Origin of the sequence: Pseudomonas sp. M2 (genome assembly GCF_015751845.1) — a bacterium.
GTDB lineage: Bacteria > Pseudomonadota > Gammaproteobacteria > Pseudomonadales > Pseudomonadaceae > Aquipseudomonas > Aquipseudomonas putida_E.
In genome coordinates, this window is record NZ_JADOUD010000001.1 from 3,169,191 (window position 1) to 3,183,144 (window position 13,954).

Annotated in this window: 13 protein-coding genes and 4 tRNA genes; 10 read left to right on the plus strand and 7 right to left on the minus strand. The window is 62.0% G+C overall.

The window, feature by feature from the left end; genetic code table 11:
• Positions 1–19 precede the first annotated feature (19 nt).
• The 6 genes from rluD to IWW33_RS14735 all read left to right on the plus strand — a co-directional run bounded on the left by rluD (position 20) and on the right by IWW33_RS14735 (position 5,188).
• Entirely contained in the window at positions 20–982 is a 963-nt protein-coding gene (rluD, locus tag IWW33_RS14710; RefSeq protein ID WP_039602973.1) for a 23S rRNA pseudouridine(1911/1915/1917) synthase RluD, read from the plus strand.
• The gene (gene pgeF / locus IWW33_RS14715) at positions 979–1,719 is read left to right on the plus strand and encodes a peptidoglycan editing factor PgeF (RefSeq protein ID WP_174142570.1); all 741 of its coding nucleotides are present in this window, start codon (positions 979–981) and stop codon (positions 1,717–1,719) included. Before rluD ends, pgeF begins: the two co-directional genes overlap by 4 nt.
• 243 nt (positions 1,720–1,962) lie before the next feature.
• Positions 1,963–4,527 carry an ATP-dependent chaperone ClpB gene (clpB, locus tag IWW33_RS14720; RefSeq protein ID WP_046784643.1) on the plus strand — a complete coding sequence of 855 codons (2,565 nt, stop codon included), beginning with the start codon at positions 1,963–1,965 and terminating at the stop codon, positions 4,525–4,527.
• A 422-nt stretch (positions 4,528–4,949) separates the two neighbouring features.
• Positions 4,950–5,025, plus strand: a tRNA-Asn gene (locus tag IWW33_RS14725).
• A gap of 4 nt (positions 5,026–5,029) precedes the next feature.
• Positions 5,030–5,106, plus strand: a tRNA-Pro gene (locus IWW33_RS14730).
• 6 nt (positions 5,107–5,112) lie between these two features.
• Positions 5,113–5,188 (plus strand) — tRNA-Lys (locus IWW33_RS14735).
• A 263-nt stretch (positions 5,189–5,451) separates the two neighbouring features.
• Here the strand turns inward: IWW33_RS14735 and IWW33_RS14740 are convergent.
• From IWW33_RS14740 to IWW33_RS14750, 3 genes are all read right to left on the minus strand, one after another.
• Positions 5,452–6,747 carry an NAD(P)/FAD-dependent oxidoreductase gene (locus IWW33_RS14740; protein WP_012316345.1) on the minus strand — a complete coding sequence of 432 codons (1,296 nt, stop codon included), beginning with the start codon at positions 6,745–6,747 and terminating at the stop codon, positions 5,452–5,454.
• Positions 6,748–6,831: 84 nt separating this feature from the next.
• Complete coding sequence (locus IWW33_RS14745) at positions 6,832–7,005, minus strand: DUF3094 domain-containing protein (protein ID WP_012316344.1); 174 nt, start codon at positions 7,003–7,005, stop codon at positions 6,832–6,834.
• Between the two features lie 132 nt (positions 7,006–7,137).
• Entirely contained in the window at positions 7,138–7,767 is a 630-nt protein-coding gene (locus tag IWW33_RS14750; protein WP_012316343.1) for a DUF1780 domain-containing protein, read from the minus strand.
• Positions 7,768–7,801: 34 nt separating this feature from the next.
• Here IWW33_RS14750 and IWW33_RS14755 point away from each other — a divergent pair, with 34 nt between their 5' ends.
• The gene (locus IWW33_RS14755; RefSeq protein WP_052326222.1) at positions 7,802–8,542 is read left to right on the plus strand and encodes an energy-coupling factor ABC transporter permease; all 741 of its coding nucleotides are present in this window, start codon (positions 7,802–7,804) and stop codon (positions 8,540–8,542) included.
• A gap of 130 nt (positions 8,543–8,672) precedes the next feature.
• On the opposite strand, the gene yacG is transcribed toward IWW33_RS14755, so the two are convergent.
• The 4 genes from yacG to IWW33_RS14775 are packed head-to-tail and all read right to left on the minus strand — an operon-like array spanning position 8,673 to position 11,570.
• Positions 8,673–8,873 (minus strand): DNA gyrase inhibitor YacG, encoded by a 201-nt coding sequence (gene yacG / locus IWW33_RS14760; RefSeq protein ID WP_012316341.1) that lies wholly within the window; start codon positions 8,871–8,873, stop codon positions 8,673–8,675.
• Entirely contained in the window at positions 8,870–9,493 is a 624-nt protein-coding gene (gene coaE / locus IWW33_RS14765) for a dephospho-CoA kinase (protein ID WP_012316340.1), read from the minus strand. The genes yacG and coaE overlap by 4 nt, the downstream gene beginning before the upstream one ends.
• Complete coding sequence (locus IWW33_RS14770; protein WP_174142571.1) at positions 9,493–10,359, minus strand: A24 family peptidase; 867 nt, start codon at positions 10,357–10,359, stop codon at positions 9,493–9,495. The genes coaE and IWW33_RS14770 overlap by 1 nt, the downstream gene beginning before the upstream one ends.
• A gap of 2 nt (positions 10,360–10,361) precedes the next feature.
• Positions 10,362–11,570, minus strand: coding sequence for a type II secretion system F family protein (locus IWW33_RS14775; RefSeq protein ID WP_174142572.1), 1,209 nt, complete (start codon positions 11,568–11,570; stop codon positions 10,362–10,364).
• A gap of 215 nt (positions 11,571–11,785) precedes the next feature.
• Here IWW33_RS14775 and IWW33_RS14780 point away from each other — a divergent pair, with 215 nt between their 5' ends.
• From IWW33_RS14780 to IWW33_RS14790, 3 genes are all read left to right on the plus strand, one after another.
• Complete coding sequence (locus IWW33_RS14780) at positions 11,786–12,196, plus strand: pilin (protein ID WP_174142573.1); 411 nt, start codon at positions 11,786–11,788, stop codon at positions 12,194–12,196.
• A 70-nt stretch (positions 12,197–12,266) separates the two neighbouring features.
• Positions 12,267–12,342 (plus strand) — tRNA-Thr (locus tag IWW33_RS14785).
• Between the two features lie 164 nt (positions 12,343–12,506).
• Positions 12,507–13,835 carry an integrase arm-type DNA-binding domain-containing protein gene (locus IWW33_RS14790; RefSeq protein ID WP_174142574.1) on the plus strand — a complete coding sequence of 443 codons (1,329 nt, stop codon included), beginning with the start codon at positions 12,507–12,509 and terminating at the stop codon, positions 13,833–13,835.
• Positions 13,836–13,954 lie beyond the last annotated feature (119 nt).

Here is a 13,954-nt window from a genome sequence, read left to right on the forward strand (position 1 = left end):
TGCGCCCGCCGAATCGAGCATGTCCGAGATCATTCAACTTAGCGCAGAGGTACCGTCCGAACTGGGCGGTCAACGCCTCGACCAGGTCGCCGCCCAATTGTTCGCCGAGTACTCGCGTTCGCGGCTTACTTCGTGGATCAAAGAGGGCCGCCTGACGGTCGATGGTGCCGTCGTGCGCCCTCGAGACACCGTCCATGGTGGCTCCATGCTTGCACTTGAGGCCGAGCAAGAGGCCCAGGGCGAGTGGATCGCCGAAGACATCGAGCTGGACATCGTCTACGAAGACGACCAGATCATGGTGATCAACAAGCCGGCCGGGCTGGTCGTGCACCCGGCTGCCGGGCACGCCAGTGGCACATTGCTCAACGCCTTGCTGCACCATGTGCCGGATATCGTCAACGTACCGCGCGCTGGCATTGTCCATCGCCTGGACAAAGACACCACCGGCCTGATGGTCGTGGCCAAGACCCTGCAGGCGCAGACCAAGCTGGTCGAGCAGCTGCAGAGCCGTACGGTCAGCCGGATCTACGAGTGCATCGTGATCGGCGTGGTAACTGCCGGCGGCAAGATCAACGCCCCGATCGGCCGTCACGGTGGCGCACGCCAGCGCATGGCAGTGACCGAAGGCGGCAAGCCGGCGGTCAGCCACTACCGTGTGCTCAAGCGCTTCCGTTCGCACACCCACGTGCGGGTCAAGCTGGAAACCGGCCGTACTCACCAGATCCGTGTGCACATGGCCCATGTCGGTTTCCCGCTGGTCGGCGACCAGACCTACGGCGGCCGCTTCCGCATCCCGCCGGCAGCCAGCCCGACCATGGTCGAGGCGGTCAAGACCTTCCCGCGCCAGGCCCTGCACGCACGCTTCCTGGCGCTGGACCACCCCACTACCGGTGAGCGCATGGAGTGGGCGTCGGAACTGCCGGATGACTTCGTCTGGTTGCTGTCGCTGCTGAACCAGGACCGCGAGGCGTTTATCGGATGAGTGGCCTGACGCAGGCGCTGCTGTTCCCCGACTGGCCCGCCCCGGCCTCGGTTCGCGCCTGTGTCACCACCCGCCAGGGTGGCATTAGCCTGCCGCCCTATGCATCCTTCAACCTCGGTGACCACGTGGGCGACGACCCGCTTGCGGTCGCCGAGAACCGCCGCCGCCTGAGCGACGAATATGCCATTCAGCCCGCCTGGCTCAAGCAGGTGCATGGCCTGATCGTGGCGGATGCCGACCCATCGGTGGTCGCCGAAGCCGACGCCAGCTGGACCGACCAGCCAGGCATTGCCTGTACCGTAATGACTGCCGACTGCCTGCCCGTGCTGTTTTGCGACCGCGCGGGCACCCGTGTAGCTGCCGCACATGCGGGCTGGCGCGGGCTGGCCGGTGGCGTGCTGGAAGCCACGCTGGAGCGCCTGGCATTGCCGCCTGAAGAGGTGCTGGTGTGGTTGGGGCCTGCCATCGGCCCGCAGGCATTCGAAGTGGGCCTGGAAGTGCGGGATGCCTTCACCGCTGTGCACCCGGAGGCTGCCAAGGCCTTTGTCGAGGGTGAGCGGCCGGGCAAGCTGATGGCCGACATCTATGCGCTGGCGCGCATTCGCCTGGCGGCGCGCGGCGTTACTGCGGTCTATGGCGGCGGTTTTTGCACCGTCAGCGATGAGCGGTTTTTCTCCTATCGCCGCACCCCGCAGGGTGGGCGGTTTGCTTCTTTGGTCTGGCTAGATCCTCGCTGACAGGCCCGGCCTCATCGCCGGCAAGCCGGCTCCCACAAGTACCCACCTTTCTTGAAGTTTGCGCATTCCTGTGGCCGGCTTGCCGGCGATTGGGGCACCGCTAATCCATTAGGCTGACTTTAGTCAACCCCGCTACGCTTGAAACTTCCAGAATCACCCTTATCTATAAGGTCATCTCAGGCAGGTTTCTTCATCAAAGGCGCTGTCCATCGCTCCGACCTGCCCTTACAGGAAGGTATCCCCATGCGAATAGACCGTTTGACCAGCAAGCTTCAATTAGCGATATCCGATGCCCAGTCCCTGGCCGTTGGCATGGACCACCCTGCCATCGAACCCCTGCACCTGTTGCAGGCGTTGATCGAGCAGCAAGGTGGTTCGATCAAGCCACTGCTCATGCAGGTCGGCTTCGACATCAACAACCTGCGCCAGGCACTGGTAAAAGAACTCGACCAGCTGCCGAAAATCCAGAACCCCACCGGCGATGTGAACATGTCGCAGGACTTGGCGCGCCTGCTCAACCAGGCCGACCGCCTGGCCCAGCAGAAGGGCGACCAGTTCATTTCCAGCGAGCTGGTGCTGCTCGCCGCCATGGATGAGAACAGCAAGCTCGGCAAGCTGCTGCTTAGCCAAGGCGTGAGCAAGAAGGCCCTGGAAAACGCCATCAACAACCTGCGCGGCGGCGCGGCGGTGAACGACGCCAATGCCGAAGAGTCGCGCCAGGCGCTGGACAAGTACACCGTCGACCTGACCAAGCGTGCCGAAGAGGGCAAGCTGGACCCGGTCATTGGCCGTGACGACGAGATCCGCCGCACCGTGCAGGTGCTGCAGCGCCGTACCAAGAACAACCCCGTGCTGATCGGCGAACCCGGCGTGGGCAAGACGGCCATCGCCGAAGGCCTGGCCCAGCGCATCATCAACGGTGAAGTCCCGGACGGCCTCAAGGGCAAGCGCCTGCTGGCGCTGGACATGGGCGCGCTGATCGCCGGTGCCAAGTACCGCGGTGAGTTCGAAGAGCGCCTCAAGTCGTTGCTCAACGAGCTGTCCAAGCAGGAAGGCCAGATCATCCTGTTCATCGACGAGCTGCACACCATGGTCGGTGCCGGTAAAGGCGAAGGCGCCATGGACGCCGGCAACATGCTCAAGCCGGCGCTGGCCCGTGGTGAACTGCATTGCGTCGGTGCCACCACGCTCAACGAATACCGCCAGTTCATCGAGAAGGACGCCGCCCTGGAGCGGCGCTTCCAGAAGGTACTGGTGGAGGAGCCGAGCGAGGAAGACACCATCGCCATCCTGCGTGGCCTCAAAGAGCGCTATGAAGTGCACCACAAGGTGGCCATCACCGACGGCGCGATCATTGCCGCGGCCAAGCTCAGCCACCGCTACATCACCGACCGCCAGCTGCCGGACAAGGCCATCGACCTGATCGACGAAGCGGCCAGTCGTATCCGCATGGAGATCGACTCCAAGCCGGAAGTGCTCGACCGCCTCGACCGTCGCCTGATCCAGCTGAAGGTGGAATCCCAGGCGCTGAAGAAAGAAGAAGACGAAGCAGCCAAGAAGCGCCTGGAGAAGCTGACCGAGGAAATCGAGCGCCTGGAGCGTGAGTATTCCGACCTGGAAGAAATCTGGGCGTCCGAGAAGGCAGAAGTGCAGGGCTCGGCGCAGATCCAGCAAAAGATCGAGCAAGCCCGCCAGGAGCTGGAAGCGGCTCGTCGCAAAGGCGACCTGAACCGCATGGCCGAACTGCAGTACGGGGTGATCCCGGACCTGGAGCGCAGCCTGCAGATGGTCGACCAGCATGGCAAGACCGAAAACCAGCTGCTGCGCAACAAGGTGACCGAGGAAGAGATTGCCGAAGTAGTGTCCAAGTGGACCGGCATCCCGGTGGCCAAGATGCTGGAAGGCGAGCGCGAAAAACTGCTGAAAATGGAAGACCTGCTGCACCAGCGCGTGATCGGCCAGCACGAGGCGGTGACCGCCGTGGCCAACGCCGTACGCCGTTCGCGTGCAGGCCTTTCCGACCCGAACCGGCCAAGTGGTTCGTTCATGTTCCTCGGCCCGACCGGTGTGGGCAAGACCGAGCTGTGCAAGGCCCTGGCCGAATTCCTGTTCGACACCGAAGAGGCTATGGTGCGGATCGACATGTCCGAGTTCATGGAGAAACACTCCGTGGCTCGCCTGATCGGCGCCCCACCAGGCTATGTAGGTTATGAAGAGGGCGGTTACCTGACCGAAGCGGTACGGCGCAAGCCTTACTCGGTGGTGCTGCTGGATGAAGTGGAGAAAGCCCACCCGGATGTGTTCAACGTGCTGCTGCAGGTGCTCGAGGATGGCCGCCTGACCGACAGCCATGGCCGTACGGTGGACTTCCGCAACACGGTGATCGTGATGACTTCCAACCTGGGCTCGGCGCAGATCCAGGAGCTGGCCGGTGATCGCGAAGCGCAGCGTGCGGCAGTGATGGATGCGGTGGGTGCGCACTTCCGTCCGGAGTTCGTCAACCGGATCGACGAAGTGGTGGTGTTCGAGCCCTTGGGCCGCGAGCAGATCGCCGGCATCACCGAGATCCAGCTTGGCCGCCTGCGCAGCCGCCTGAGCGAGCGCGAGCTGGCCTTGAGCCTGAGCCCGGAGGCGTTGGACAAGCTGATCGCGGTGGGTTACGACCCGGTGTATGGCGCCCGGCCGCTGAAGCGGGCGATCCAGCGCTGGATCGAGAACCCGCTGGCGCAAATGATCCTGGCCGGCAAATTCATGCCGGGTTCGGCGATCACTGCCAAGGTGGAAGGCGAAGAAATCGTGTTCGCCTGATCCCTACGCTGCAAAAACTAGCCCCGCACCTGCGGGGCTTTTTTAAGGCCGCAGCGTTTCGGCAGCCCACGGGGAACCCTGTGGGGGGCGGCTTGCCGGCGAACAGCCCCGGCCAAACCCAGCAAAATCGGGGCCTCGCCAGTTTTTTCCATAACTTGCTGAAATTTTTGAAAAAAACGCTTGCACAGAAATTAGAGTGCCCCTAATATACGCCGCGTTGTCAGGCACTAAGCGAATCACCAGCAACATCGGTGACCGCAAAACAACTTAGAAATCAGTAAGTTGAATGAAAAAAAGTGGTTGACAAGCAAAACGAAGAATGTAGAATAGCCGGCCTCAGCAGCGACAACGCGAAAGCGGATAGCCAAAGAGATCGAAGCTAACACAGGCTTCGAAGCTGTAAAGATGTACCGAAGTTCAGTTCCGCGATAGCTCAGTCGGTAGAGCAAATGACTGTTAATCATTGGGTCCCTGGTTCGAGTCCAGGTCGCGGAGCCAATCTCGGGGTGTAGCGCAGTCCGGTAGCGCGCCTGCTTTGGGAGCAGGATGTCAGGAGTTCGAATCCCCTCACCCCGACCATTTTCAGGGTCGTTAGCTCAGTTGGTAGAGCAGTTGGCTTTTAACCAATTGGTCGTAGGTTCGAATCCTACACGACCCACCATGTAAAAAGGGCATCTCAACTGAGATGCCCTTTTTCTTTTGTCTCGATTTTATCTCGCGCAAAAAAATGCACCGAGCGGTGCAAATCTTCTTTATTCATTCGTCATCGCACAGGCCATGCCTGGTATGTGGGCATCTGGCCCAATCGCCGGCAAGCCACAGGTGTTTCACAAGCCTTGAGAGCTGTGCATCCCCTGTGGGAGCCGGCTTGCCGGCGATGAGGTCAGTGCAGACAACCTGAACCCCAAGCCTCTAGCGCGCAGGTCAGTGCAGCTTCAGTCGCGGCTCAGTGCCCCGCCCAATTTTGCTTCCCAGCATCATCATCGCCGTGCGGAAGAACCCGTACAGCGCCATCTGGTGCATGCGATACAGCGACACATAAAACATCCGCGCCAGCCAGCCTTCCAGCTTCACGCTACCCATCAGGTTGCCCATCAGGTTACCCACCGCCGAGAAGCGCGACAGCGACACCAGCGAACCGTAATCCTTGTAGGCATAGGTCGGCAGCGGCTTGTTCTCCAGGCGCGCTTTCAGGCTCTTGGCCAGCATCTCGGCCTGCTGGTGCGCTGCCTGGGCGCGTGGCGGCACGTTGCGGTCGCTGCCCGGTTGCGGGCAGGCTGCACAGTCACCGAAGGCGAAGATGTCATCGTCGCGGGTGGTTTGCAGGGTAGGGCGCACCACCAGTTGGTTGATACGGTTGGTTTCCAGGCCGTCGATATCCTTGAGGAAGCCCGGCGCACGAATACCGGCCGCCCACACCTTGAGGCTGGCCTGGATCACTTCACCGTTGGCGGTCTTCAAGCCATCGGCGGTCACTTCGCTGACGGCAGCGTTGGTCATCACCGTCACGCCGAGCTTTTCCAGGGTCTTGTGCACCGGCACGCTGATGCGCTCTGGCAGCGCCGGCAGCACGCGCGGGCCCGCCTCGATCACGGTGATGTGCATGTCTTTTGGCTGGATACGGTCCAGGCCATAAGCCGCCAGTTCATGCGCTGCGTGGTGCAGTTCGGCCGCCAGTTCCACACCGGTGGCACCGGCGCCGACGATCGCCACGCTGATTTTCTCGCTGGCCTGGTCACCCGCATGGGCACGCAGGTAGTGGTTGAGCAGTTGCTGGTGGAAACGCTCGGCCTGCTTGCGGGTGTCCAGGAACAGGCAGTGCTGCGCCGCGCCCAGGGTACCGAAGTCGTTGGTGTTGCTGCCCACGGCAATGACCAGGGTGTCATAGCGCAAGGTGCGCGCAGGCACCAGTTCGCGGCCCTCTTCATCGAGGGTGGCGGCCAGCTGGATCTGTTTGCCTTCACGGTCCAGGCCGCTCATGCGCCCCAGCTGGAAGTTGAAGTGGTTCCACTTGGCCTGGGCCACGTAGTTCAGTTCGTCTTCCGAGGAGTTGAGCGAGCCGGCGGCCACTTCGTGCAGCAGCGGCTTCCAGATGTGCGTGAGGTTGGCGTCGACCAGGGTGATCTCGGCCTGCTTGCGCTTGCCGAGGGTTTTACCCAGGCGGGTCGCCAGTTCCAGGCCGCCGGCGCCGCCGCCGACAATCACGATGCGATGAGTCATGGGGATATCTCATAAGGTTTACGGAATTCGTGGCCCCAGGGGCCGGCCGCAAACTGCACGAGGGGAGGGCGAGCGCGAGGCAGCTCATAGCACCAGTCCACTCAACAGGCGGCTGATGAGGCCCAGCCCGATGGTCACGGCCACCACCAGCACAAGGAGCAGCCACGGCCGGAATGGCTTGCGCTCGACTTGGTGCTGAGGGGCTCGCAGATACTCATCGACACGACGCTGATCTTCCGGATTCAGTCGGCTGGTCATGGTGGGCCTCGTCAGGTAGACGTATGTGACTGCCTGAACGCTACAGCGTTCCGGCAAGTACTTGAGACAAATAATAAAGCTTTCTATCCCTGGCGCCGAGTGTACGCCATCGCAAAGACTCTCGGCACTGGATCAAAGACTGATGCCCACGTCGAACACGATGCTGCGCCCCAGGTTGCCGCGCAGAAAGTCCGGGGCATCGGGGTGGGCGAACAGCACCCGGGCAAAGGTCGGCCCCACCAGCGACAGCGAGCGCCAACCCTGGCGCAGGTACTCGGTGGGCGGCGGAAAGTGGGTGTTGAGGTCGAGCACTTCACGCTTGAGGCTGGCGAAGGCGATGATGTCCAGCTCGCTCAGGTCCAGCCCGCGTTCGCGATAGTTGTGCGCCTTTTTGCGCAAGGTGGGCGCCAGCCGCGCCAGCAGCTCGGTGGCGGCTATACGCCTGGGCCTCGCCTCGCGCCGCACCAGCTGGGCCAGTGAAAAGGCGCTGCGCCTTCGCTGCAGCTCTTCGCGCCACTCATCATTGAGCCGGCGGCCTTCGTCGAGCACAAAAAACACCTCGAACGACGCATCGCGGAACAGCACGTCGGGCGGCTCCTGGCCGGCCGGGGTGAAATCTTCACTGCGATAGGGGATGTTCAGCCCCTGCAGCAGGCGCTGGCATACCCAACGCTCCCGCTCCCATTTGCGAGCATTGGAGAGAAAGGCATTGGCTTGTTCGGCCTGGATGGTGAGCAGGCGCAGGTAGTCTGAGTCATCCATGCTCACAGCTTAGACGCTAAACCATGACGATAAGATGCTGTTTTTGAATGGGTGTAGACTCAGGTATGTCCACAGTCTCGACAGGGGCATTCGTCAAGTGATCAGCGCGCAAGTGTTGTCCAGCACCAGCCTCACGCTCGGTTGGGTAGGGTTCGTCCCTTTGCTGCTGTGGGCGGCCAGCCGCACTCGCTGGCTGGAACTGTTCGCCGACAGCCGCCGGCAGCACCTGCTGTTCGGTACGGTGTTCTGCCTGTTTGCACTTTGGCTGGTCCGGCGCGACTTCGACACCGGTGTGTCGTACCACTTCATCGGCATGACCGCCGTGACGTTGTTGCTGGACTGGCCGCTGGCGGTGCTTGGCGGGTTTCTGGCCCAGCTCGGCTTGTTGGCGCTGGGGCGCCAGGACCTGGCAGCGCTTGGTATCAACGGCCTGCTGCTGATCGGGCTGCCGGTGCTGATCACCGAGGTGTGCGCCATCCTAGTCGAGCGGGCGCAGCCGCGTAACCTCTTCGTTTACATCTTCTGCTCGGGGTTCTTTCCCGCAGCACTGACCGTGCTGGTGTGCCTGCTGGCCGGGTTGGGGCTGCTGTGGCTGGACGGGCGTTTCGCCATGCCGGAGTGGCTCAGCGACTTTGTCGGCTACCTGTGGCTGATGATGTTCCCGGAGGCGTTCATCAACGGCATGGTGGTCAGTGCGCTGGTGGTGTTCTGCCCGGAGTGGCTGGAGACATTCAACCGCACGCGGTACCTGCAGGCACCGTGGAAGGACGAGTAGCAGCGGCCTTGTGTCGCGAAAGGGCCGCAGAGCGGCCCCAGCAATTGTTGCATCAATGCCGAAACATCGAGGGCCGCTGCGCAGCCCTTTCGCGACACAAGGCCGCGCCTACCGGTCCCGATGCGGCGCCTTAGTGCCGCGGCTCCAGGTCGCCCGAATACAACTCATCCTCGGACTCTTGCGACCCCGCAATCTTGTGCTCCTCAGCCGCCCAGGCGCCCAGGTCGATCAACTTGCAACGGTCAGAGCAGAACGGCCGGAACGCGTTCTTCGCGTCCCATTCCACAGGTGCGCCACAGGTAGGGCAATCGACGGTCAATGGCTGGCTCATGGCTGGCCTCCTCGTAGAGTCAGGTAAAAGTGGTGCAGATGGTCGATCTGCGCATGCAGCGCGGCAAGGTCACTGTCGTTGACCACCACATCATCGGCATGGCGCAAGCGCTCTTCGCGGGCCAACTGAGCCTTGAGGATGGCTTGCACCTGCTCGGGGCTGGTGTTGTCCCGCTGCAAGGTGCGCGCAACCTGCAGCGCTTGCGGTGCATCGATCACCAGCACTCGCTGGGTTTTCTGGTACTGGCCAGACTCGATCAGCAGCGGCGACACATACACCGCATACGGCGACTCAGCCTTGGCCAGGTAGCTGAATATCTCCTGCCCGATCAGTGGGTGCAGCAGCTGTTCAAGCCATTTGCGCTGGGCCGGGTCGGCGAAGATCAACTGGCGCAACGCTGTGCGATCGAGCTGGCCGTCCTCCAGCAGCACGCCCGGGCCAAAGCGCTCGACAATGCTGGCCAGGGCCGGGCGGCCGGGCTCCACGACCCAACGCGCTGCCTGGTCGGCATCGACCAGGTGCACACCAAGCTCGACGAAGCGCTCGGCGGCAGCGCTCTTGCCGCTGCCAATGCCGCCGGTGAGGCCGAGAATCCAGGGGGTGAACGGCGCAGTGGTCATCAGAATCCAAGCAGTTGCAGGTATGAGGCGTATATTTCATCACCCCAGAGCACGGCAATCCACCCCGCAATGGCCAGATAAGGACCAAAAGGTATCGCCGTACCCATCGAATGGCTGCGCAGGCGCAACATGCATAGCCCCACCACCGCCCCGACCAGCGACGACAGCATCAAGGTCAGCGGCACTACCTGCCAGCCGCCCCAGGCCCCGATCAGCGCCAGCAGCTTGAAGTCGCCGTAACCCATGCCTTCCTTGCCGGTGATCAGTTTGAACAACCAATACACTGTCCACAGGCTGAGATAACCGGCCACCGCGCCCCAGACGGCATCGGACAATGGCACCACGGTATCGAAAACATTGACGATCAGCCCCAGCCACAGCGTTGGCAGCACCAGCACATCCGGCAGGATCTGCTTGTCGTGGTCGATAAGGCTCAGCGCCAGCAGGCTCCAGGTAAAGGCCAGCAAGGCCAGTGCCTCCATCCCGGCACCGGAATGCCAGGCCACCGTCAGCGACAGCAAAGCGCAGGCCAGCTCCACCAGCGGGTACCGTGAGCCGATAGGCTGTTTGCACGCAGAGCAGCGCCCGCGCAAGGCCAGGTAACTGAGCACCGGAATATTTTCCCAGGCACGGATCGCATGCCCACAGTGCGGGCAACGTGAAGCGGGCAGGCACAGGTCGAAGCGCTCATGCTCATCGGTCGGCAGCCCCAGCGCCTCCTGCGCTTCACGCTGCCATTGGCGCTCCAGCATGATCGGCAGCCGATACGCCACCACATTGATGAAGCTGCCGACCAACAGGCCAAGCACTGTCGCAAGGGTGAAGAAGTACGCCGGCTGTTCGGCCAGTAAAGTCCATAAAGTCATGTTCAGATCAAACTACCCAACTGGAAGATCGGCAGGTACATCGCCACCACCAGGCCACCGACCAGCAGGCCCAGGACCAGCACGATGGCTGGCTCCAGCAGGCTGGTCAACTGGTCCAGCGCCTGGCTGACCTGTTCCTCGTAAAGGCTGGCGGCTTTTTCCAGCATCTGGTCCAGGGTGCCGCTTGATTCACCGATGGCCGTCAGCTGCACCAGCAGCGGCGGGAACAACGGCTCAGCCGCCATCGCCTGATGCAGCCCTTGCCCTTTGGCCATGCCCTGGCGCAGCCGCAAAATGGCCCGCTCGTGCAGCTCGCCCCCACAGGCCCTGGCCACGGTGCCCAGCCCGTCCAGCAGCGGTACCCCAGCGGCGTACGCCGTAGCCAGGCTGCGTGCAAAGCGGGCTAGCGCCGCTTGCCCCAGCAGCCGACCGAACACCGGCAGGCGCAGTACCTGGCAAGATATCCACAGGCGTGCTGGCGCATGCTGCCGATACAGCTGGCGCATACCCAATACCACCACAAGCAGGGTTATCAACAGCAGCGGCCCATGGCGGCCCAGCCCTGTGGACAAGCCGATGACCCATTGCGTGAACGCCGGCAACGCAGCATCAAAGCCGGCAAACAGACTTTCAAAGCGCGGAATCACTTCCAGCAACAGCACCGCCGACACGCCCAGGCCGGTGAGCAACAGCAGCAGCGGATACCGCATCGCCTTGCGCACCCGTTTGAGCAGTGCCTGGCGCTGCTCCAGCATGCCCGCCAGTTGCTCAAGCTGCCGGTCGAGGGTCCCGGATTGCTCGCCCACGCGTACCAGGTTGCAGTAAAGCCCGTCGAACCACTGCGGGTGACGCTGCAACGCATCCGCCAGCCCCAACCCCGTCGCCACATCCTGTTTCAAACGTTCCAGCAACGCCGCCTGCCCCGCGCTGCACCCACTGCGGCCCATCACCTGGAAGGCCTGCAGCAGCGGTACACCCGCCCTCAGCAACGTTGCCAACTGCCGGCTGAAACCCGCCGGGTCGCTCTTTACCCTACGTGCAGGCCAGCGCCATACCAGCCCGCTAGCGGGGCGCAAACTAGCCACGCGAATGCCCTGGCGCTGCAGCCCGGCCCGCACATAGGCCGGGCTGCGCCCAGCCATCTGCCCGCGCACTTCTGCGCCATTGGCATCGATGCCCTGCCAGGCGTAGAGCTGTGTTGAATGGTTCATGCAAAGGTCCTTTTCTGCCCGTGTGACAAGCCTGGAAACAGCTTGTCGTGTCCATGAAGGGGCGCGCATTGGCGATGCTCACTAGAGTAGTTCAGCGAAGATGACGCCCCGGCCGGCAGGGGTGACAAAAGGTGTCTGTTCAGGCCTACTGCGCCGCTGCCAGCCGGGGTCGAGCCTGACCTCAACGAACACGCGTATCAAAAAGGAAACCGTTCATGAAAGGGCAACGCGGTATCACCCTGATCGAACTGATGATCGTCGTCGCGATCATCGGCATCCTGGCGACCATCGCCATCCCGATGTACACCAACCACCAGTCACGCACCAAGGCGGCTGCCGGTTTGCTGGAGATCAGCGCGCTGAAGACAGCGATGGACCTGCGCTTGAATGAAGGGAAGGATGTGGCCGATGTTGCTGCACTGGGCGGCCAGCCCGCGACCGCGCATTGCGCGATCACCGCTGCCGGCAAGGCTGGCGACGGCAACGGGAGCATCGTCTGCACCCTGGTGGACGCGCCGGCCAATGTGGTGGGCAAGGCCCTCACCCTGACGCGCTCGGCTACCGGCTGGCGCTGCACCACCAACATCGAGGAAGACCTGGCGCCCAGTGGCTGCAAAGGGGCCTGAGGGCAGGGGAATAAGTCAGCGGAAACAGGCGTTTGCGTAACGGCTGCGGCAGTGGTACGTTGCGCTACACGCCGGTGTAGCTCAGTCGGTAGAGCAGCGCACTCGTAACGCGAAGGTCGCAGGTTCGATTCCTGTCTCCGGCACCACATCCAGCTCCACTGCATTCCGCTGAATGCTTTGTAAGCCCTCTAAACCGGCCTTCTGAGCGGTTTTTCGTTTCCACGACCCTCCGTCGGGAACCAACAAAATCCCCAATAACCGGGGGTATTTTTGGGGTACAGCGTCTTTCCTGAATGGAGAACGTACCCCTATGCCACGCCTAGCCATTCCGCTCAGCGACCTCAAATGCCGCACGGCAAAACCGCGTGATCGCGCCTACAAACTGTTCGACGGCGGGGGTATGTACCTGTACGTCGCGCCCAGTGGCTCGAAGACTTGGCGGCTGCGGTATTTCAAACCCAACGGCAAGGAAGGCACGCTGATTATCGGCAAGTACCCAATCGTTTCGTTGGCCGTTGCGAGGACCAAGCGCGATGAGGCCAAAGCACTGTTGCTCGACAACCTTGATCCGATGGAAGAAAAGCAGAAGGCCAAGATCGCAGCCCAGCGGGCGAGCCTTCTCTTTGAAACCGTTGCCCTGGAGTGGCACATCGAAATGTCTCGGCGTTGGACTGAGGGGCACGCCAAGACGGTGCTGAGCAGGTTACGCACCCACGTGTTTCCACTGATTGGCCAGCGGCCTATTGCTGAACTCGACACCCATGATCTCCTTGAGGTCACACAGCGGATCAAGGATCGCGGCACGATGGATGTTGCGCTGCGTGTGCAGAACTATCTATCCACGATCATGCGGGGAGCGAAGCGGGCGCGGCAGATCACTCAAAATCCAGCGCTCGATCTGGCCGGCTCGATTCAAGCGCCGCGTACCGTGCACCGTCCTGCGCTCTCGCTTAACCGCCTTCCTGAATTATTGAGCCGAATCGACAACTACACCGGTCGCGAGCTGACCCGGCTCGCAGTGCTACTGACGCTGCATGTGTTCGTGCGCTCCAGCGAACTGCGCTTTGCACGGTGGGATGAATTCGATCTGCAACGGGCAATGTGGGAGATCCCCGATACCCGCAAGCCGATTGAAGGCGTCCGCTATTCCACACGCGGGACCAAGATGAGTGGGGACATTCAGATAGTGCCGCTGTCGTCTCAAGTCATCGAGATCCTTGAACGGCTGCGCAGCTTGAATCGCTTCTCTGAACTCGTGTTGCCCGGTGACCACAGGTACTGGAAACCCTTGTCGGAGAATACGGTTAACCAGGTGCTGCGCAATATGGGGTACGACACCACCAAGGACGTGTGCGGGCATGGTTTCAGGACCATGGCTTGTAGCGCCTTGCTCGAATCAGGGCTGTGGACGGACGCGGCGATTGAGCGGCAGATGAGCCATCAGGAGCGTAACCGCGTGCGCGCCGCGTATATCCACAAGGCCCAATTTTTGGAGCAGCGTCGGTTGATCATGGCTTGGTGGAGTAATTACATCGATGCCAACAGATCGGGCCATGTCACTCCGCATGAGTTTGCCCATCCGGTAGGCGACAACATCACAGCCTTGCTAAATGGTCATGGCGCATTTAATCGCGGGTGAGTCTGCAAGATCGGCGCTGGCTGCTCTTTCACGCGGGTCCATCCAAACAGGGCTGCAAAGCCGCCCTGTTTGGATGGACCTCACTTTGAAAAGCTAAAAGCCAAGACGTTGTCTGGGGT

Bases quoted from the DNA above. Each gene is read 5' to 3' on its own strand.
- IWW33_RS14780 (WP_174142573.1), top strand. From the start codon at position 11,786: ATGAAAGGGCAACGCGGTATCACCCTGATCGAACTGATGATCGTCGTC.
- IWW33_RS14745 (WP_012316344.1), bottom strand. From the start codon at position 7,005: ATGACCAGCCGACTGAATCCGGAAGATCAGCGTCGTGTCGATGAGTAT.
- IWW33_RS14755 (WP_052326222.1), top strand. From the start codon at position 7,802: ATGCTGTTTTTGAATGGGTGTAGACTCAGGTATGTCCACAGTCTCGAC.
- IWW33_RS14770 (WP_174142571.1), bottom strand. From the start codon at position 10,359: ATGACTTTATGGACTTTACTGGCCGAACAGCCGGCGTACTTCTTCACC.
- coaE (WP_012316340.1), bottom strand. From the start codon at position 9,493: ATGACCACTGCGCCGTTCACCCCCTGGATTCTCGGCCTCACCGGCGGC.
- IWW33_RS14775 (WP_174142572.1), bottom strand. From the start codon at position 11,570: ATGAACCATTCAACACAGCTCTACGCCTGGCAGGGCATCGATGCCAAT.
- clpB (WP_046784643.1), top strand. From the start codon at position 1,963: ATGCGAATAGACCGTTTGACCAGCAAGCTTCAATTAGCGATATCCGAT.
- yacG (WP_012316341.1), bottom strand. From the start codon at position 8,873: ATGAGCCAGCCATTGACCGTCGATTGCCCTACCTGTGGCGCACCTGTG.
- pgeF (WP_174142570.1), top strand. From the start codon at position 979: ATGAGTGGCCTGACGCAGGCGCTGCTGTTCCCCGACTGGCCCGCCCCG.
- IWW33_RS14750 (WP_012316343.1), bottom strand. From the start codon at position 7,767: ATGGATGACTCAGACTACCTGCGCCTGCTCACCATCCAGGCCGAACAA.
- rluD (WP_039602973.1), top strand. From the start codon at position 20: ATGTCCGAGATCATTCAACTTAGCGCAGAGGTACCGTCCGAACTGGGC.
- IWW33_RS14740 (WP_012316345.1), bottom strand. From the start codon at position 6,747: ATGACTCATCGCATCGTGATTGTCGGCGGCGGCGCCGGCGGCCTGGAA.
- IWW33_RS14790 (WP_174142574.1), top strand. From the start codon at position 12,507: ATGCCACGCCTAGCCATTCCGCTCAGCGACCTCAAATGCCGCACGGCA.